This window comes from Flaviflagellibacter deserti (genome assembly GCF_042652085.1).
Classification (GTDB): domain Bacteria; phylum Pseudomonadota; class Alphaproteobacteria; order Rhizobiales; family Methylopilaceae; genus Flaviflagellibacter; species Flaviflagellibacter deserti.
The window spans coordinates 917,728-936,341 of sequence record NZ_JBHSJF010000006.1 but is presented as its reverse complement, the minus strand read 5'-3'; the positions used below and the strand labels follow the sequence as shown (position 1 = coordinate 936,341).

Annotated in this window: 16 protein-coding genes; 14 read left to right on the top strand and 2 right to left on the bottom strand. The window is 63.6% G+C overall.

The window, feature by feature from the left end; translation table 11 throughout:
- The first annotated feature begins 17 nt into the window (after positions 1-17).
- From ACFPFW_RS11550 to mmsB, 12 genes are all read left to right on the top strand, one after another.
- On the top strand, positions 18-761 hold the full coding sequence (locus tag ACFPFW_RS11550; RefSeq protein ID WP_162799612.1) for a FadR/GntR family transcriptional regulator: 744 nt from the start codon (positions 18-20) through the stop codon (positions 759-761).
- Positions 758-1,678, top strand: a complete 921-nt coding sequence (locus tag ACFPFW_RS11545) for a dihydrodipicolinate synthase family protein (protein WP_114956155.1) — start codon at positions 758-760, stop codon at positions 1,676-1,678. The genes ACFPFW_RS11550 and ACFPFW_RS11545 overlap by 4 nt, the downstream gene beginning before the upstream one ends.
- Positions 1,675-3,261, top strand: coding sequence for an aldehyde dehydrogenase (NADP(+)) (locus tag ACFPFW_RS11540; protein ID WP_114956156.1), 1,587 nt, complete (start codon positions 1,675-1,677; stop codon positions 3,259-3,261). The genes ACFPFW_RS11545 and ACFPFW_RS11540 overlap by 4 nt, the downstream gene beginning before the upstream one ends.
- A complete protein-coding gene (locus tag ACFPFW_RS11535; RefSeq protein WP_114956157.1) occupies positions 3,254-4,189 on the top strand; it encodes a Gfo/Idh/MocA family protein in 936 nt (311 codons plus the stop codon). Before ACFPFW_RS11540 ends, ACFPFW_RS11535 begins: the two co-directional genes overlap by 8 nt.
- Positions 4,186-5,283: an aldose epimerase family protein gene (locus ACFPFW_RS11530; protein WP_379770789.1), complete on the top strand. Its 1,098-nt coding sequence runs from the start codon at positions 4,186-4,188 to the stop codon at positions 5,281-5,283. Before ACFPFW_RS11535 ends, ACFPFW_RS11530 begins: the two co-directional genes overlap by 4 nt.
- 14 nt (positions 5,284-5,297) lie before the next feature.
- On the top strand, positions 5,298-7,103 hold the full coding sequence (locus ACFPFW_RS11525) for an IlvD/Edd family dehydratase (RefSeq protein WP_114956158.1): 1,806 nt from the start codon (positions 5,298-5,300) through the stop codon (positions 7,101-7,103).
- 9 nt (positions 7,104-7,112) lie between these two features.
- Positions 7,113-7,994: an SMP-30/gluconolactonase/LRE family protein gene (locus ACFPFW_RS11520; RefSeq protein WP_114956159.1), complete on the top strand. Its 882-nt coding sequence runs from the start codon at positions 7,113-7,115 to the stop codon at positions 7,992-7,994.
- 2 nt (positions 7,995-7,996) lie between these two features.
- On the top strand, positions 7,997-8,932 hold the full coding sequence (locus ACFPFW_RS11515; protein WP_114956160.1) for a 2-dehydro-3-deoxygalactonokinase: 936 nt from the start codon (positions 7,997-7,999) through the stop codon (positions 8,930-8,932).
- On the top strand, positions 8,929-9,597 hold the full coding sequence (locus ACFPFW_RS11510) for a 2-dehydro-3-deoxy-6-phosphogalactonate aldolase (protein WP_114956161.1): 669 nt from the start codon (positions 8,929-8,931) through the stop codon (positions 9,595-9,597). Before ACFPFW_RS11515 ends, ACFPFW_RS11510 begins: the two co-directional genes overlap by 4 nt.
- A gap of 73 nt (positions 9,598-9,670) precedes the next feature.
- Complete coding sequence (gene chvE, locus ACFPFW_RS11505; RefSeq protein ID WP_114956162.1) at positions 9,671-10,735, top strand: multiple monosaccharide ABC transporter substrate-binding protein; 1,065 nt, start codon at positions 9,671-9,673, stop codon at positions 10,733-10,735.
- Between the two features lie 72 nt (positions 10,736-10,807).
- Positions 10,808-12,340: a multiple monosaccharide ABC transporter ATP-binding protein gene (gene mmsA / locus ACFPFW_RS11500; protein WP_114956163.1), complete on the top strand. Its 1,533-nt coding sequence runs from the start codon at positions 10,808-10,810 to the stop codon at positions 12,338-12,340.
- Positions 12,337-13,524, top strand: coding sequence for a multiple monosaccharide ABC transporter permease (gene mmsB / locus ACFPFW_RS11495; protein WP_114956164.1), 1,188 nt, complete (start codon positions 12,337-12,339; stop codon positions 13,522-13,524). Before mmsA ends, mmsB begins: the two co-directional genes overlap by 4 nt.
- Positions 13,525-13,570: 46 nt before the next feature.
- Here mmsB and ACFPFW_RS11490 read toward each other — a convergent pair whose 3' ends face one another.
- A complete protein-coding gene (locus ACFPFW_RS11490) occupies positions 13,571-14,698 on the bottom strand; it encodes an acyltransferase family protein (protein WP_114956165.1) in 1,128 nt (375 codons plus the stop codon).
- Between the two features lie 211 nt (positions 14,699-14,909).
- Here ACFPFW_RS11490 and ACFPFW_RS11485 point away from each other — a divergent pair, with 211 nt between their 5' ends.
- Entirely contained in the window at positions 14,910-16,151 is a 1,242-nt protein-coding gene (locus ACFPFW_RS11485; protein WP_114956166.1) for a YncE family protein, read from the top strand.
- A gap of 77 nt (positions 16,152-16,228) precedes the next feature.
- On the opposite strand, the gene ACFPFW_RS11480 is transcribed toward ACFPFW_RS11485, so the two are convergent.
- A complete protein-coding gene (locus ACFPFW_RS11480) occupies positions 16,229-17,278 on the bottom strand; it encodes a FemAB family XrtA/PEP-CTERM system-associated protein (RefSeq protein WP_114956167.1) in 1,050 nt (349 codons plus the stop codon).
- 324 nt (positions 17,279-17,602) lie between these two features.
- On the opposite strand from ACFPFW_RS11480, the gene ACFPFW_RS11475 reads away from it, so the two are divergent.
- On the top strand, positions 17,603-18,556 hold the full coding sequence (locus ACFPFW_RS11475) for an XrtA system polysaccharide deacetylase (RefSeq protein ID WP_114956168.1): 954 nt from the start codon (positions 17,603-17,605) through the stop codon (positions 18,554-18,556).
- Positions 18,557-18,614: the final 58 nt, after the last annotated feature.

The window sequence follows — 18,614 nt, the reverse complement described above, 5'->3', positions numbered from 1 at the left end:
CTGGATGCGCGAGGCCGCTGGTGAACACGCAGCTCATCGTCATTCCCGTCGGCCGCGCTCGCTCGAACCACGCGGAGATCGCCCGCCAGATCGGCATCGACATCATCGCCGGGCGCTATCCCGAGCACGGCAAACTGCCCGGCGATGCGGAGTTCACTGCTCAGTTCGGTGTCTCGCGACCCGTCGTCCGGGAAAGCGTCAAGACGCTGGTGGCAAAGGGCCTGCTCAGCACCAAGGCGAAGGTCGGCACGGTGGTGCGGGAGCGTTCCGCATGGAACATGTTCGATCCCGACGTGCTGGCCTGGCACCTTGACGCCGGCATCGACCGCCGCTTCCTGCGCGATCTCGCCGATATTCGCCTCGCGGTGGAGCCGCGTTCGGCCGCGCTCGCAGCCGAACGGCGTACTCCCGAGGCGCTGGCGCTGATCGAAGCGGCGATGCAGGAAATGCGCGAGGCGGATCCTTATTCGGTGGCGTTCGCTGAGGCCGACCTCCGCCTGCATATCGCTATCGCCAACGCCTCGGACAATCCGTTCATGCGCTCGATCGGCGCGGTCATAGAGGCGGCGCTTCGAGCCTCGTTCCTGCTCAGCGCTCCGGTTGAGGACGTGGAGCGAGAGATCGCGATCGCCGCGCATTCGCGGATCGTCGAGGCGATCGCCCAACGCTCGCCGGAACTGGCAGGCGCGGCGATGACCGACGTGATCTTCAACGGACTCCGCCGCCAGGGGGTGGATGGCGAAGGAGCCGCCGCCAGATGACTGCGCGCCGACCATTCAAGGGCGTGTTCCCAGTGGCGCCCACCGTCTTCGACGACCATGGCGAACTCGATCTCGACGGGCAGAAGCGGGCCCTCGACTTCATGATCGATGCGGGCTCGCAGGGCATCTGCGTCCTCGCCAATTTCTCGGAGCAGTTCGTGCTCAGCGACGCCGAGCGCGACCTCGTGATGAGAACCGCGCTCGAGCACGTGGCTGGGCGCGTGCCAGTCATCGTCACCACCACTCATTTCTCGAGCGCGGTCTGTGCGGAGCGGTCTCGCCGGGCGCAGGAGGCGGGGGCCGCCATGGTGATGATCATGCCGCCCTATCACGGCGCCACGATCCGCGTGCCCGAAGACGGCATCTACGAGTTCTTCCGCCGCATCTCCGATGCGATCTCCATTCCGATCATGGTGCAGGACGCGCCTGTTGCCGGCACGCCTTTGTCGGCGCCGTTCCTCGCGAGGATGGCGCGGGAGATCGACAACCTTTCCTATTTCAAAATCGAGGTGCCACAGGCGGCTGCCAAGCTCAGGACCCTGATCGAGATCGGCGGCGAGGACATAGAAGGGCCCTGGGACGGCGAAGAGGCGATTACGCTGATCTCCGATCTCGAAGCCGGGGCGACCGGAGCGATGACCGGCGGCGGCTATCCGGACGGCATTCGAGAGATCACCGACTCCTTCTTTGAGGGTCGTCGCGACGACGCCTTCGCCGCCTATCAGCGCTGGCTGCCGCTGATCAATTACGAGAACCGCCAGTGCGGCCTCTCAACCTGCAAGGTGCTGATGAAGGAGGGGGGTGTGATCGCATCCGAAGCGGTACGTCACCCGCTGCAGCCGCTCCACCCGGCAACCCGCGCCGGTTTGATCGAGACCGCGCGGCGTCTCGATCCCTTGGTATTGAGGTGGACATGACGATCACAGGCGATCTCTTGATCGGTGCTCGCGACGTTCCGGCGAAGGCAGGCTTCCGCGCGATCGATCCAGCCCGCGGAGAGGCAATCGAACCGGTCTTCGCCGATGCCGGTCCGGGCGAGGTCGAACGTGCAGCCGCGCTGGCCGCCGCTGCGTTCCCGACCTTCCGCGAAACGCAGCCCGAGGAGCGCGCGCGGTTTCTCGAAAACATCGCCGACAGGATCGAGGCGCTCGGCGACACATTGATCAGCCGGGCGATGAGCGAGACGGCCCTGCCGAAGGGGCGGCTCAACGGCGAAGGGGCACGCACGACCGGGCAATTGCGCCTGTTCGCCCAGATGGTGCGCGGCGGCGATTGGGTCGAGGCGCGAATCGACACGGCGTTGCCAGACCGGAAGCCATTGCCACGTCCCGATCTGCGCCTGCGCCACGTCGGCATAGGCCCGGTTGCGGTATTCGGCGCCAGCAATTTTCCGCTCGCCTTTTCCGTGGCGGGCGGAGACACGGCCTCGGCGCTCGCCGCCGGCTGCCCAGTCGTCGTCAAGGGACATCCGGCACACCCGGGCACGTCGGAGCTGGTCGGGCGCGCGATCCGCGAGGCCGTGGCCCAGTCTGGCCTTCCCGAGGGCGTATTCTCGCTTCTGACTGGTACGTCGAATGAGCTTGGTGGAGCGCTGGTAGCCGATCCACGCATTATGGCCGTGGGCTTCACCGGTTCTCGGGCGGGCGGCCTCGCGCTGATGCGCATCGCCGCGGCGAGGCCTGTGCCGATACCGGTCTATGCCGAGATGAGCAGCATCAACCCGGTCTTTCTGCTGCCGAGCGCGCTTGACGCGCGGGCGGAGACGCTTGGCAGGGCATTCGTAGGTTCGCTTGTTCTGGGGGCAGGGCAGTTCTGCACCAATCCTGGCCTCGTCATCGCTCTCGACGGGCCTGCGCTTGATCGCTTCATCGCTGCAGCTAGGGCGGCTCTCGGCGAGATCAACGCCGCAACCATGCTGACGCCGGGCATCCATCAGGCTTTCGGCAGGAGTGTCGCTGAACTCGAAAAGCATTCGAGCACGGAGCTTCTTGCCCGTGGTTTGCCAGGGGAGGGCGCGAATATGTGCCGCGCGGCGCTGTTCGCGACGGATGCGAAGACGTTTATCGGCGACCACGCCCTGGCGGGCGAGGTGTTCGGCGCCTCCTCGATCATCGTGCGCTGCGCGGACGAGGCCGAGATGATTCAGGCAGCCGAACGACTCGAAGGTCAGCTGACGGCGACGATCCACATCGATGCCGGTGACCACGCGCTCGCGCGCCGCCTGTTGCCATTGCTGGAGGAACGCGCCGGCCGGGTGCTCGCCAATGGATGGCCGACCGGTGTCGAAGTCGGACAGGCGATGGTGCATGGCGGGCCGTTTCCTGCCACCTCCGATCCCCGTTCGACCTCAGTCGGCACGCTGGCGATCCGGCGCTTCCTCAGGCCGGTCTGCTATCAGGACCTCTCTGACGACCTTCTGCCGGAGGCTTTGAAAGCGGCAAATCCTCTGGGCCTGCGGCGGCTCGTCGACGGCGTTTCGGGGAGGACTGACCATGGGTGATATTCGTCTCGCCATCGTCGGTCTCGGAAAGATCGCCCGCGACCAGCACATTCCGGCGATCGCAGCCACGGAAGGAATCGAGCTCACGGCAATCGCCAGCCGGAACGCCAAGCTCGGTGCTGTGGCGCACTTCGCCACGATCGACGACCTCTTGGCCGGCGCGCCGGAAGTGGACGCGGTCGCTCTCTGCACTCCTCCCCAGGTGCGGCGGGCACAGGCCGCCTCGGCGCTGAGAGCAGGCAAGCATGTGCTGCTGGAAAAGCCGCCGGGCGCCAGCGTTTCCGAACTGCCGGTCCTGATCGCCGCCGCCGAAATCGGCAAGCGCACGCTCTTCGCGACGTGGCATTCGCGCTTCGCTGCTGGTGTCGAGCCGGCGCGCATCTTCCTTGCGGAGCGGGAAATCCGTTCGGTCCGGATTGAGTGGAAGGAGGATGTGCGCGTCTGGCATCCTGGCCAGACCTGGATATGGGAGCCGGGCGGGCTCGGCGTGTTCGACCCCGGCATCAATGCTCTGTCCATTCTGACGCGTATTCTGCCGCAGCCGATATTTCTCACCGCTGCGGAACTGCGGTTTCCGGAGAACTGCGCGGCGCCGATCGCGGCCGATCTCGACTTTTCGGACGAGGCGGGAACGCTGATCCGGGCCGAGTTCGACTTCCTCCAGACCGGCCCCCAAACCTGGGACATCCATGTGGACACGGACCAGGGGCGGCTGACTTTGTCCTCCGGAGGAGCCCGTCTGTTCCACGACGGTCGAATCCTAGTCGACGGAGAGGATGCCGAATACCGCGGCATCTACCGGCGGTTCGTCGATCTCATCCGCACCGGCCAGTCGGACGTCGACCTGACGCCACTGGCGCACGTCGCGGATGCCTTCATGCTCGGCCGGCGCAAGACCGTCGAAGCCTTCGTTGAGGAAGCGGCATGAACGCGCCCGTCCTCCAGATGACTGATCGCCAACCGGCGCTCGAACGCGATGTGTTCGGCCGACTGCCCGGCGGGCGGGTGGTTGAGATTCTGCGCCTCTATGGCGAGGATGGCTTCCAGGCGCGTGTCATCACCTATGGCGCCGGCCTTCAGACACTATTGGTGCCGGACACGGAGGGGCGTCTCGCCGATGTCGTGCTCGGCCACGATAGCGCCGCCGGCTACTACCGGGACCGCAGTTTCTTCGGCGCCACGATCGGTCGGTTCGCTGGCCGCATCGCGCATGGTCGCTTTGCCATTGACGGACAGGTTCACGCACTGATCTGCAACGATCGCTCGCATGCGCTCCATGGCGGCGATGAGGGGTTCGACCGGCAGATTTGGAGCGTCGAGGCGCTCGGGTCGCAGCCCGAGCCGTTCGTCACGCTCTCGCGCATCAGCCCCGACGGCGAAGAGGGTTATCCCGGAACGCTGGACGTGAGGGTGACCTATCGCGTCTCGGGGCCACGCGAGCTCACGGTCGAGTATTCCGCGACGACTGCCCGGCCGACGGTGATCAATCTCACCCATCACAGCTTCTTCAATTTGGCCGGAGAAGCGTCGGGCGACGTGCTGAACCATCGGCTGACGCTCCACGCCGATCAATATCTGCCGGTGGACGCAGGTACGATCCCTCTCGGTCCGCCTGCGCCGGTGGATGGGACGCCGTTCGACTTCCGGTCACCTCGGCCGGTCGGCGAACGCATTCGCGAAGATCATGAGCAGCTTCTGCTCGGGCGCGGCTACGACCACACCTTTCGCCTGAGGACCACCCAGCCCGGCGTGGTGCGCCTCGCCGCGCGTCTGGAAGATCCCGTATCCGGTCGTGCCCTCGACCTCCTCACCGACCAGCCGGGCCTCCAGCTCTATTCCGGGAATTACCTTGACGGCACGGCCCGCGGCAAAGGCGGCCGGCTTCACCGCCAATCGGACGCGCTTTGCCTTGAGCCCCAGGGCTTCCCGAACGCGCCGAACCGGCAGGATTACCCCTCATGCCGGCTAGACCCAGGCGACGTCTATTCGCACCGGTCGATCTACCGGTTCTCAGCGGCTTGACGGTGGAGGATAGAATGCACGGTCCCGCCAAGAACTCCTCTTCCGAGCTTCGCTCGCGAGCCTGGTTCGACAACGCTGACAATATCGACATGACTGCGCTCTACCTCGAGCGCTACATGAATTTCGGGCTTAGCCAGGAGGAACTGCAAAGCGGACGGCCGATCATCGGCATAGCCCAGACCGGCTCGGACCTTTCGCCGTGCAACCGTCATCACCTCGAGCTCGCCAACCGCGTTCGCGAAGGAATTCGGGAGGCCGGCGGCATTGCGATCGAGTTTCCGGTGCATCCGATCCAGGAGACGGGCAAGCGCCCAACTGCCGGGCTCGACCGGAACCTTGCTTATCTGGGTCTGGTGGAAGTGCTGTACGGGTATCCGCTCGACGGCGTGGTTCTGACGATCGGCTGTGACAAGACCACGCCAGCCTGCTTGATGGCGGCGGCGACGGTGAACATCCCGGCTATCGCGCTGTCGGTGGGGCCGATGCTCAACGGCTGGTTCCGCGGCGAGCGCACTGGCTCCGGCACGATCGTCTGGAAGGCGCGGGAGCTCCTTGCCAAAGGCGAGATCGACTATGCCGGCTTCGTGAAACTCGTCGCCTCCTCGGCACCCTCGACCGGTTATTGCAACACGATGGGCACGGCGACGACGATGAACTCGCTGGCCGAAGCGCTCGGCATGCAATTGCCGGGTTCGGCCGCGATCCCGGCGCCTTACCGCGACCGGCAGGAGATTGCCTATCGAACCGGCCTCAGGATAGTCGACATGGTGCGCGAGGATCTGAAACCCTCCGATATTCTGACCCGCGATGCGTTTCTGAATGCAATCTGCGTCAACTCGGCCATCGGCGGCTCCACCAATGCGCCGATACATCTGAATGCCCTTGCGCGCCATGTCGGCGTCGAGCTGTCGATCGATGACTGGCAGACTTATGGCGAGGACATCCCGCTCCTCGTCAACCTGCAGCCGGCCGGCGAATATCTCGGCGAGGATTACTACCACGCAGGTGGGGTGCCTGCTGTCGTTGCGGAGCTGATGGGGCAGGGCCTCATAGCCAAGGATGCGATGACGGTGAATGGCCGCACCATCGGCGAAAACTGCCTGGGCGCGACCATTCTCGACGAGGCGGTGATCCGGCCATTCCACCGACCGCTGAAAGAGCGCGCCGGCTTCCGCGTCTTGCGTGGCAACCTGTTCTCGTCTGCGATCATGAAGACGAGCGTGATCTCGCCGGAATTCCGCGATCGCTATCTTTCGAACCCCGACGACCCTGATGCGTTCGAAGGGTCGGCTGTGGTTTTCGACGGACCCGAGGACTACCACGCGCGCATCGACGATCCGGAGCTCAGGATCGATGCCCACACCATCCTGTTCATGCGCGGCGCGGGACCCGTCGGTTACCCGGGAGCCGCGGAAGTCGTGAACATGCGGGCGCCCGATTATCTCATCAAAGCCGGGATAACCACGCTGCCCTGCATCGGCGACGGGCGCCAGTCCGGCACATCGGGCTCCCCGTCCATCCTCAATGCCTCGCCGGAAGCGGCGCTGAACGGCGGGCTGGCTTTGCTCAAGACGGGGGATCGGGTCCGGATCGATCTCGAGCGTGGCACGGCCAATATCCTGATCTCGGATGAAGAGCTGACCGCCCGCAGAGCGAAGCTGAACGAGCAAGGCGGCTACCGTTATCCCGAGCATCAAACACCCTGGCAGGAAATTCAGCGTGGCCTGGTCGGTCAGCTTGAGACCGGTGCCGTGCTCGAATCCGCTGTTGCCTACCAGCGCATCGCCCAGACCAAGGGCATGCCGCGGGACAATCATTAGGAGGCGGTCTTGGAGGATCTCGGCGTTTCCATCCTCAGCGACCATCGTTGCCATCTCGGCGAGGGGCCGGCCTACGACGCCGCGACCGACACCGCCTGGTGGTTCGACATCATCGAGCGCGAACTGTTCGAGGCGCGTCTCGCCACCCGCGAGATCATCCGCCACAGCTTGCCCGTGATGTGCAGCATGCTCGCGCCCATCGATGACAGGCGCCAGCTGATCGCCGGAGAGGACGGACTGTATGTCCGGGAGATCGCGACGGGGCGGATGGCGCTCCACACCCCCCTTGAAGCCGATAGCGCGGCCACCCGCTCGAACGACGGACGCGTCCACCCTTCGGGCGCGCTATGGATCGGAACGATGGGGCGGGGAGGCGAACGAAGCCTCGGCGCGATCTATCACTTCTTCGAGGGCCGGCTGCGCCGCCTCTATCCCGGTTTGTCCATCCCGAATTCGATCTGTTTCTCACCGGACGGCCGTACCGCTTACTTCACGGATTCCCGCGAGAACGTGCTGATGCGCGTGTCGGTCGATCCGGCCGACGGCACGCCGACGGAAGAACCCCAGCCTCTTTATGGCACCGGGGAACCGGGTGATCTCGATGGCTCCGTGGTCGATGCCGACGGACTGATCTGGAACGCTCGGTGGGGCGCGTCCCGCCTCGATGTCTACACGCCGGCAGGCGAGCGGGCACGTAGCATCACCGTGCCCGTCTTGCAGCCGAGCTGCCCGGTGTTCATTGGTGCCGCCCTTGACCGCCTGCTGGTGACCTCTGCCTGGCAGGGGATGGATGATGCGATGCGCGCCGTCGATCCCAACCATGGCCGCACGTTCGTTTTGCGGCCCGGCGCGCGTGGCCGCGTCGAGCCACACGTCAGATTGGCGGCTTGATCATGGACCGCGATCTATCATCCATCGCTCACGTAGCCATCGACTGGGGCACGTCGAGCTTCCGGCTGTGGGCGCTGGATTCCAACGGCCGCATCCTTGCGGAACGCCGTAGCGGCGAGGGCGCCGTCGTGGCAGCAAAGCTGGGTTTCGAGACGGTGCTGGAAAGCCATCTCGCCGCGCTCGCCGTTCCGGCACACGTCCCGGTGATGATCTGCGGCATGGCCGGCTCGCGTGCCGGTTGGATCGAAGCGACATATCTGGACACGCCGGCGCAGCTCGATCTGTTGGTCGAACGAGCCGCCGGCGTGCCCTCGGCGCGACGGCCCGTCCGCATTCTGCCGGGCATCGCCCAGCGCAAGGGGGAGCCTGATGTGATCCGCGGCGAGGAGACGATCCTGCTGGCCGTGGCGGATGAGGATGCGCATCTCGTCTGCCTGCCCGGCACCCATTCGAAATGGACCAGGCTCGACGGCCGCGTCGTTGAGAGCTTCGCGACGTTCATGACCGGCGAGATGTTCCACTGGCTGCGCACCTCGTCGATCGTCGCGGGGGCGGTGGAGAGAGCGGAGACGATCCAGCCGAACGAGCACTTCACGGCCGGAGTCGAAGCGGCGCTTGCCAATCCTGCGCTCGCGACAAATCTGCCGTTCACCCTTCGCGCCGAATGGCTGCTTTCCGGCACGCCGCCCGAGGCACTGCTAGCCCGGCTGTCGGGTCTGCTGATCGGCGTCGAACTCGCCGGTGCGCGCCGTCTCGGCAGCCCCGCGTTTGAAGTCGTGCTCGTCGCCTCGGATCCTCTTTCCGCGTTGTACAAGCGCGCGCTAGAGATCGCGGGGGCTGGAACGGTGACCTTGCGTGATGCCGAGGACTGCGTCCGGATTGGGCTGCACATCGCCGCCCGCTCGGCCTTCGCCAACGCAGAGGGGTTCGCATCATGACGGCGCCCCGTATCCCATGGCCCGGCCTGCGCCGCTCGATCGTGGCCATCCTGCGCGGCATCGAGCCCCGCGAGACCGAAGCAGTGGTCGGCGCGCTGATCGAGGCCGGCATCGAAGCCATCGAGATACCGTTGAACTCGCCGCAGCCGTTCCGGTCCATCGAAAGTGCGGTGAAGATCGCGCCGGCAGCCTGCTGGATAGGCGCGGGTACTGTGCTCGATACAGGTGACGTCGACCGGTTGGCGGATCTCGGAGCGCGCCTTCTGGTGAGCCCCAATGTGGACGTCGATGTTCTTCGCCGGGCGGCAGGACACGGCATGGTCACGATGCCGGGTGTGATGACACCGACGGAGGCGTTCACCGCGCTCCGCGCCGGCGCCTCGGCTCTGAAATTCTTCCCGGCGAACCTGCTCGGACCGGCGATCATCCAGGCCATCCGCGTCGTCTTGCCGGCAGATACTGAGGTCGGCGCCGTCGGAGGCGTCTCCGAGATGGATTTTCCGGCCTATGCGGCCGCAGGCATCCGCACCTTCGGCCTCGGCTCGAGCCTCTATAAACCCGGAATGACGGCCGACGGGGTACGCGCTCGAGCGCGAATGACCGTCGCCGCATATGACGGCGTCTTTCAGGAGAGGAGGGCCCGTCAGCCTTTGGACGCCGGGTAGTTTCGACGCAACCGGCGCAAGCATGACAGCGATAAACGGCAGCAAAAGCTGCTCATAACAGGAGGGAACGACAATGCGCATTCTCACGACAGTCCTGTCGGCCCTGGCGCTCAATGCCATGGCCCTTGCCGCGCCCGCATTCTCGCAGACCGGCGCATCGATAGGCATCGCAATGCCGACCAAGGCTTCCGCCCGCTGGATCGACGACGGCAACAACATGGTCAAGGTGCTGCAGGAGCGCGGCTACAAGACCGACCTGCAATACGCAGAAGACGACATCCCGAACCAGCTCGCGCAGATCGAGAACATGGTGACCAAAGGTGCCAAGGTTCTGGTGATCGCCTCGATCGACGGCACCACTTTGTCGGACGCGCTGAAGCAGGCCGCCGACAAGGGCATCAAGGTCATCGCCTATGACAGGCTGATCCGCGACACACCGAACGTCGACTATTACGCGACCTTCGACAACTTCCAGGTGGGCGTGCTGCAGGCCGCATCGATCGTCGATGCGCTCGGCCTCAAGGACGGCAAGGGGCCGTTCAACATCGAGCTGTTCGGCGGTTCGCCAGACGACAACAATGCCTACTTCTTCTACGACGGCGCGATGTCGGTCTTGCAGCCCTACATCGACCAGAAGAAGCTCGTCGTACGGAGCGGTCAGACCGGCATGCAGAAGGTGTCGACGCTCCGCTGGGACGGCGCGACCGCCCAGGCGCGCATGGATAACCTTCTCAGCGCCTTCTACACCGATAAGCGCGTCGACGCCGTTCTGTCACCCTATGACGGCCTGTCGATCGGCATTCTGTCCTCGCTCAAGGGCGTCGGCTACGGCTCCGGCGACATGAAGATGCCGATCGTCAGCGGTCAGGATGCGGAGGTCCCGTCGGTCAAATCCATGATCGCCGGCGAGCAATATTCGTCGATCTTCAAGGACACCCGCGATCTCGCCAGGGTCACAGCCGACATGGTCGACGCGGTCCTCAGCGGCAAGGAGGTCAAGGTCAACGATACCAAGACCTACAACAACGGCGTCAAGGTCGTGCCTGCCTATCTCCTGAAACCGGTCGTGGTCGACAAGACCAACTGGGAACAGGTTCTGGTCGGCAGCGGCTACTACAAGAAAGAGCAGATCAACTAACGGCCACCCGCGAGCGGCGGCCGCGTGAAATGCGCGGCCGCGATCGTTCTATTAGGGATAGGGAATCCAGGGATGGACGCGATCCTTGAGATGCGCGGTATCAGCAAGTCCTTCACCGGAGTGAAGGCGCTGAACGACGTCAATCTTTTTGTCCGCCCTGGCGAGATCCATGCGCTCGTCGGCGAGAACGGCGCCGGCAAATCCACGCTCATGAAGGTGCTGAGCGGGGTCTACCCGCACGGCAGCTACGAAGGCGACATCGTCTATGAGGGCGAGGAGCGGCGCTTCCGCACCCTCAACGATTCCGAGGCGCTCGGCATCATCATCATCCACCAGGAATTGGCGCTGATCCCGCTGATGTCGATCGCGGAGAACATCTTCCTCGCCAACCCGCCATCCCGCTTCGGCATCATCGATCGTACGGAGGTTCATCGCCGCTCGAAGGAACTCCTGGCGAAGGTGGGGCTGGACGAGGCGCCCGATACGCTGATCACGAATATCGGAGTGGGCAAGCAGCAACTCGTCGAGATCGCCAAGGCGCTGTCGAAGAAGGTGCGCCTCCTGATCCTCGACGAGCCGACGGCCAGCCTCAACGAGCGCGACAGCCAGGCGCTTCTCGATCTCCTCGTGGAGTTTCGGCGGCAGGGTATTTCCTCGATCCTGATCTCGCACAAGCTGAACGAGATTTCCCGCGTCGCGGACCGGATCACCGTTCTGCGCGACGGCCGCACCATCGGTATGCTCGATACCCATGAGGAGCCGGTCGAGGAGGATCGCATCATCCGGATGATGGTCGACCGCGACCTCGAGCACCGCTACCCGGAGCACACGCCGAAAATCGGCGAGACGATCCTCACCGTCGAAGACTGGTCGGTCTACCACCCGATCCACACCGATCGGCAGGTCATCAGGAATGTGAACTTCCATGTAAAGCGCGGCGAGATCGTCGGCGTTGCAGGACTGATGGGAGCCGGGCGAACCGAATTCGCGATGAGTCTGTTCGGCCATTCCTATGGCCGCAGGATCAGCGGCCGCGTTACGCTGGAGGGGCAGGAGATCGACGTCTCCACTGTGACCCGCGCGATCGATGCGGGTCTTGCCTACGTGACGGAGGATCGCAAGCAGCTCGGCCTGCTCCTCGAGGAGGATATCCGCAAGAACATCACGTTGGCGAACCTGGACGACGTATCCAATCGCAGCGTGCTCGACGACATTCGCGAGCTGACCGTTGCGAGCGATTATCGCAAGCGCATGCGCATTCGCAGCGCCGATGTGTATCAGGAGGCGGGCAAGCTCTCGGGCGGCAACCAGCAGAAGGTGGTGCTGTCGAAATGGCTGTTCACCGACCCCAAGGTGCTGATCCTCGATGAGCCGACCCGGGGCATTGATGTCGGCGCCAAATACGAGATCTACGCTATCATCAACGAACTGGCCGACAGCGGGCGCGGCGTGATCGTCATATCGTCGGAAATGCCGGAACTCCTCGGCATCTGCGACCGGATCTGCGTGATGGATCACGGCATGTTCGTCGGCGAGTTCGCGGCGGCCGAAGCCACGCAAGAAAAGATAATGCGCTCGATCATGCGCAAGGGAGGCCTGCAATGACGGACAAGACGGTCGCTCTCGACGAGCGCGCGCATGGCGGTCTGCTAAAGAATAATCTGCGCGAATACGGAATGCTGCTCTCGCTGTTCGCGATCATGGTGTTTTTCGAGATCGTGACCAACGGCACACTTCTGCGACCCCTCAACCTCACCAATCTCGTCCTGCAGAACAGCTACATCGTCATCATGGCGCTCGGCATGCTGCTGGTCATCGTGACCGGGCATATCGATCTGTCCGTGGGGTCGGTGGCCGGCTTCATCGGCGCGCTCGCGGCGGTGATGATCGTGCGCTACGAACTGCCGTTCGTGCCCGCGGCCCTTATCTGCCTCGCAGTCGGCGGACTGATCGGTGCGGCGCAAGGATACTGGGTCGCCTATTTCCGTATCCCTTCCTTCATCGTCACGCTGGCCGGAATGCTGGTATTCAAGGGGCTGTCGCTTGCGCTCCTCGGCGGTCAGTCGGTCGGTCCGTTCCCGGTCATGTTCCAGCGCCTGTCTTCGGGCTTCATCCCCGAATTGTTCCCGGGCGTAGGCGTACTCTATCCGACATCGATCCTGCTCGGCGCCTTGGTTGCGCTTGCGCTCGTCTACGTCAACTTCAAGACCCGGGCCCGGCAGCAACAGCACGGCCTCGACGTGGAGCCGCAGGGCGTTTTCATCCTCAAGAACGCGCTTCTCTGTGGCGTCCTCCTCTACTTCACCTATCTGATCGCCTCGCACCGCGGTCTGCCGAATGTCCTCATCATCATGGCGGCCTTGATCGCGCTCTATTCCTTCGTCACCGGCCGCACGACGATCGGCCGGCAGATCTACGCGGTGGGCGGCAACGAGAAGGCGGCGAAGCTGTCGGGCATCATGACGGAGCGGCTGACCTTCCTGACTTTCGTCAACATGGGCGTGCTGGCGGCTTTGGCCGGCCTCGTCTTCGCGGCGCGGTTGAACACGGCGACGCCGAAGGCCGGCCTCGGCTTCGAGCTCGACGTCATCGCCGCCTGCTTCATCGGCGGCGCCTCGGCCTATGGCGGCGTCGGCCGCGTCGGCGGCGCGGTGATCGGCGCGCTGATCATGGGTGTGATGAATAACGGCATGTCGATCATGGGTATCGGTATCGACTATCAGCAGGTCATCAAGGGATTGGTTCTGCTCGGCGCGGTATGTCTCGACGTGTACAACAAGAGACGGTGACAGCCAGCGCGCTGGAGAGCGGCATCGGTGGGTAAAATTTCTTATTTTATACCCGGAGCCAGCCGCGAACGACGTTCGTCATAGGCTTTTCGGCGAATTGGTAGACGAGGAGGGCGAGGATTACCGCTGCTAGCACGGCCGAGATGACGAAGACTTCGAGGCCCATCGCCGTTGCGAGACCGCTATATGCAAACGCTTCGCGCAGGGCGCGGATAGCGAAGGGATGCACGAGGTAAAGCGCGTAAGAGGCATCGCCCAGCGCGGCCACGGGAAGTTCCACGGCGGACCATGTCGAAGAGAGAGGACCAAGAACTGCGGCGGCGACCAGCATCGCCGCGGGTACCCCATAGGCGAGGACCCGCGGCAGCATGAGAGCTCCGTCTGGCCGGGCGAGATCGAAGTGCAGAAGCAGCAGCGCGATGGCGGCAAGGCCGATGCGGCCGATTGGCTGCAGCGAGCAGCCTTTTTCCACCAGCAAAGCGATGGCCATGCCGAAAACGAATTCGAGCACGATCGGGTCGCTCCAGAACAAAATCGGCGCCGGCATGGCTTGCGAGAAGCGTCCGAACGCCACGAGGCCTAAAAGCATGACCGCGACGGCCAGAACCGCCCTTGGGCGCGGCAGCAGGAGGGCGCCCCCAAAAACGACGTAGAAGAACATTTCGTAGTTGAGCGTCCAACCGAGCGAATAAACCGGATGGATCACGCCGCTCGGCAGCGGGTAGGGGATGAACAGGTAGGATGTCAGTATCGCAGTCAGGCTCGGCGCATCCCGATTGAGCGCCGCTGGAATCAATTGGCCGAGAATGAGGTAGACGGTGACGATAGCCCAATAGATCGGGACGACGCGCGCGATGCGACGTGCGAGAAAGATGCGTGGGCCGTCGGCGGTCGTAAACAGCTTCCGCGAAGTATGGACCATGATGAAGCCGGAGATGACGAAGAACACGTCCACACCGGCGGGCCAGGGCAGGAGATCACTGCCGTGATAGGCGCGGCCGAAGCGGGCAGCCAGCGCTTCGGCGTCGTATTGCGCATGGTAGAGGACGACCGCCAGCGCCGCGAAGGCCCGAAGGACCTGGACGAGCATCAGCTTGGATGAGGCCTGCCGGCCGAGGCGTGGAAGGCTCCATTTGTCTGCGGAAACCGTTTCGGCCCGAGAAACTGCTGTCATGTCGTCGTTCCGTCGTGCGTCGGCGCGCCGCTGGGCCAGCCAATGTTATGAACCAGAAAGGGTGAGAGCGCGCGCGCCCGAATGGGCGCTACCTACGAGTGGGTAGGGTCGATCGCAGGACTATCATCACGATAATTGCCAAGATGCGATGGATCGCCGGAGCGGTCGTCCGCGGGTTGCCGGACTTCTGAAAGAGCCAGAGTGAGGACGCGTGAGCAAACTTCCCTCGTTGATCTCAAAGGGAGTTTTTGGCGCGGCTCTACTGCTGTTGGCCTTGGACGGCAGCACATCGGCGGATGACCGACTGGCAAATGCGCACATCCTGGTCGCGCCACCAATGGATCGCCCAGCTTATCGTCAATCGGTCATAGATCCCGCGCTGGACACAAGTTTCACTCGGGTAACGGACCCGGGCCAGCGTATGAAGACAGGCATTGTCTGCCGCCAGGACTTCTGCAGACACCGGTATTCCAGCGCGCAGGCCTGGAACGCCGATCAGACGCTGCTGGCAATCTTCAAGGGCTGCAACGGAATCTGCTTCCTGGACGGTCAGAGCTACGAGCCCCTTTTCCATCGCCTCGTGGACGACGATTGCAAATGGCATCCCACGGACCCGGCACTCATGATCTGTGTACGCGCCAGCCAAGTCTACGCCTGGGAGCCCCGAACCAACGTCAGAACAATCGTCTACGTGGCAAGGGGTTACGCCAACATCCAGTTCGGCCCCAATAAGGGCAATCTATCTCAGGACGGCAATCGGCTGGTGCTGCGCGCCACCACCCGGACAGGCGCGCTGGTCGCTTTCGCCTACGATATGATGGAAAAAAGAAAATATCCGGACATTGAGCTCGCCGCGCTGCCAGGACTCAATGATTACTGCGGCATCTCGCCTAGCGGACGTTATATCCTCTGTTCGAGCACGAAGGACGATCAGTTCGACGTCGCATATATTCTGACTGTAGACGGCAAATTGGTGCAGAGCTGGACGGAACACCATCGTCCGGGACATGGTGACATGGCGATCGATGCCGACGGCAACGACGTCTATGTGGGCATCAGCAAGGCTGATCCCGACAAATGGCACGTCATCAAACGCAGGTTGTCAGACGGCGTGATCACCGACCTGGTGCCCGCCGGCTATGGCGCGCATGTCTCGGCCCGCAACATCAACCGTCCAGGTTGGGTATTTGTGAGTTATGAGGGCACGTATGAGAAGATCGCCGGCGGCGTCGGCCGGGCACCATTTTATCAGGAGGTCATCGCGCTCCGCATCGACGGGAGCGGCGAAATTCGACGCATCGGCCAGACGCGCAACGTTGTGGGAGACTACATCAGCGAAACGCACGCCTCGCCATCGCCGGATGGATCGCAGGTGATCTGGTCTAGCAACTGGGGCACCGCCGGCGGACCCGTGGCAGACTACGTCTCCCGCGTGTCCTGGCCGAAGGAGTAACTAAGACTGCGATGGCCGTATTGGACCGACGGGACCGGCAGCGCGGTCCGTTTTCGCGCTCCGGCGGAGCGGGAAACTCAGGGAATATTCCGGACAATCCACGGTCCCAGCCGGTTTGCGAGCGCCACCGGCATTCTCTTCCAGCAGCGGATCGCGAGAGCATATTTCGGATTGCTGGGACTTAACTCCGGCAGCGTGGTTCCCGACGCCAGCCAATAGTACCAGAACAACGGACGCACCTCGGGATTCCATTGCATCTTGAAACGATAGGTTCCTGAATCGATCGAACAGCGGCCGAGGTCCAGTTCCCGCGCGCCCATGCTGAATGCCCACTCGATTGCATTCCAGTAAAGAAACTCGTTCACCTGATGTGAGGCCTGCGCGTAGTCGGAGCAAATCCACGGCAGCTCGATCCTCTCGGCGCGACGAAGCGCTAGAGCGCCGGCAACTGCACGCCCCTCGCGGCGTACCAGAAGGATCACCGCGTCCTTCACCGACCGCAGGATATTTTGGAAGAAAACCGGGCTGTAAACCGGTGTTCCGAGATCGCGCATGTTCAGGCCGAAAACGCGGTAGAAGTCGCCGAGCGCTTCGCTACCTTCCACCGAGAATACGGCTCCGGATTTGGCGGCCTTTCTTATCTTACCGCGCAGGCGCGAGCTGAAGTCAGACCAAATCTTCTCTTGATTGGGACTGAGATTGACAACGAGCGCGGCCTTGTGTTGCCGCAGGGTCCATCCCGCGTCTGTCAGGTTAGCCGCCGCACGTGGTTGCCGAAGCTCGACGTGGCCCACCCCTCTCTTCACGGCGAGGTCCGCTGCAGCGGTTGCCAGCGCCGCCTCGCATTCCGGCGTGTCGGCCAGGATGCCGCCATAGTCCAGAAAGGGCAGCGATACGAAGAAGTGCCCGAACAACGGGCTTTGCATCTCGACAAGCGGAAGGACTCCGCGCACGCGACCGCTGTCCCGCGCCATCAAGTACCAGCTTCGGTGGCCAAACGTGCGCTGCGAAATCTCCCGCCATTCAAGCGCGTGATACTGCGAAGCGCCCGGAACGCTGTCGACATAGGCCTGCCACTCGTCGTCGCGGCCCGTCTGCGAAAGATCGACAACCTCGAGGTGCTGCATCTTCGATCGTCGCTCCGAATCGCCGGACCACCAGACTTGGATGTCGCCGCCGTTGTCCCAGTTCGCGAAGTTCAGTCAGCCCGCTGGATCGGGGAACATAATGCGCCGGTCTGCGCCTTAGACGAAACGCATCAAGGTGAGGGCCGCATACCCACCCTTGGGTGTACCCCGTCAGGGTTACTCATGTGCCTTTCAGCTGCCGTGGTAGGGATAATTCTGCGTTCTGCATCCAGACGTTGAGTGGGCGGATCGATGAAACAGGCTCAGGCGGCCGATCGCTCGACGTGTCCGCCCCATCGCGTTTTTGCGAGCTCCGAGAGCACCATGGCGCGCTACCAGAGCGGCTCCCCGGCGGTCGCAAAGAGTCGAGAGGTGAGGGGAACCTCCGCCGCGGGCCAAGGCAGGGCCGACGCTGGGAAAACCGCGCTCTCCATCGACGTTGAGGACTGGTTCCATGCCGCCAACCTGGCAGGCGTGATTCCACGGGAGGCATGGGACGAATGCGAACTGCGGGTGGAACGCAACACCATGCGGATGTTGGAAATACTCGATGCATCCAACGCCCGTGCAACTTTCTTCGTGCTGGGTTGGGTCGCCGAGCGATGCCCAAAGCTCGTCCGCACGATCGCTGAAGCGGGTCATGAGGTCGCGTGTCATGGGCACGGTCACCAGCTCGTCTATTCGCTCCAGCCCAGCGAGTTTCGGGCCGACGTCTCTCGCGCCAAGCAATACCTCGAAGACCTGCTTGGCATGCCGGTGCGCGGCTATCGCGCGCCGTCCTTCTCCATAACGGACTGGGCCATCCCGATCTTGCAGGAGCTAGGCTTCGAGTACGACTCTTCGGTCGTACCGACGATTGCCCATGACCGGTATGGCAAGCTGACGGGGGTGCATGCGGGCAGGCCGGTGACTTTGCTGCGCGACGGTTTCCATGAGGTGTCCATATCGTGCCTCCGGCTCGACAAGCGCGGAATCCCGTGGGGTGGGGGCGGATACTTTCGGTTGGCTCCCTATGCGCTGTGGGTCCAGGGCATGCGCGCCATCCTGCGCTCCGGGCGACCTTACGTTTTTTACATCCATCCCTGGGAGATCGATGCAGGCCAGCCGCGCATTCCTGGAATGAAGGCCACCGAAGTGTTTCGCCATCGCGTCAATCTTGGCCGGTGCGAGGGGCGCTTCACGGCGCTTGCCGGCGCATTCCCATGGACCACGATCCACGACCTGATCAACGAAGGATACGCGGATCGTGATGCGACGCCGCGACGTTCGGCAAGTTGATGCTGCAGGAGAGAGGTTTGGCGTAGGATCGAGGCGCCGGATGTGCGGGAGCACAATT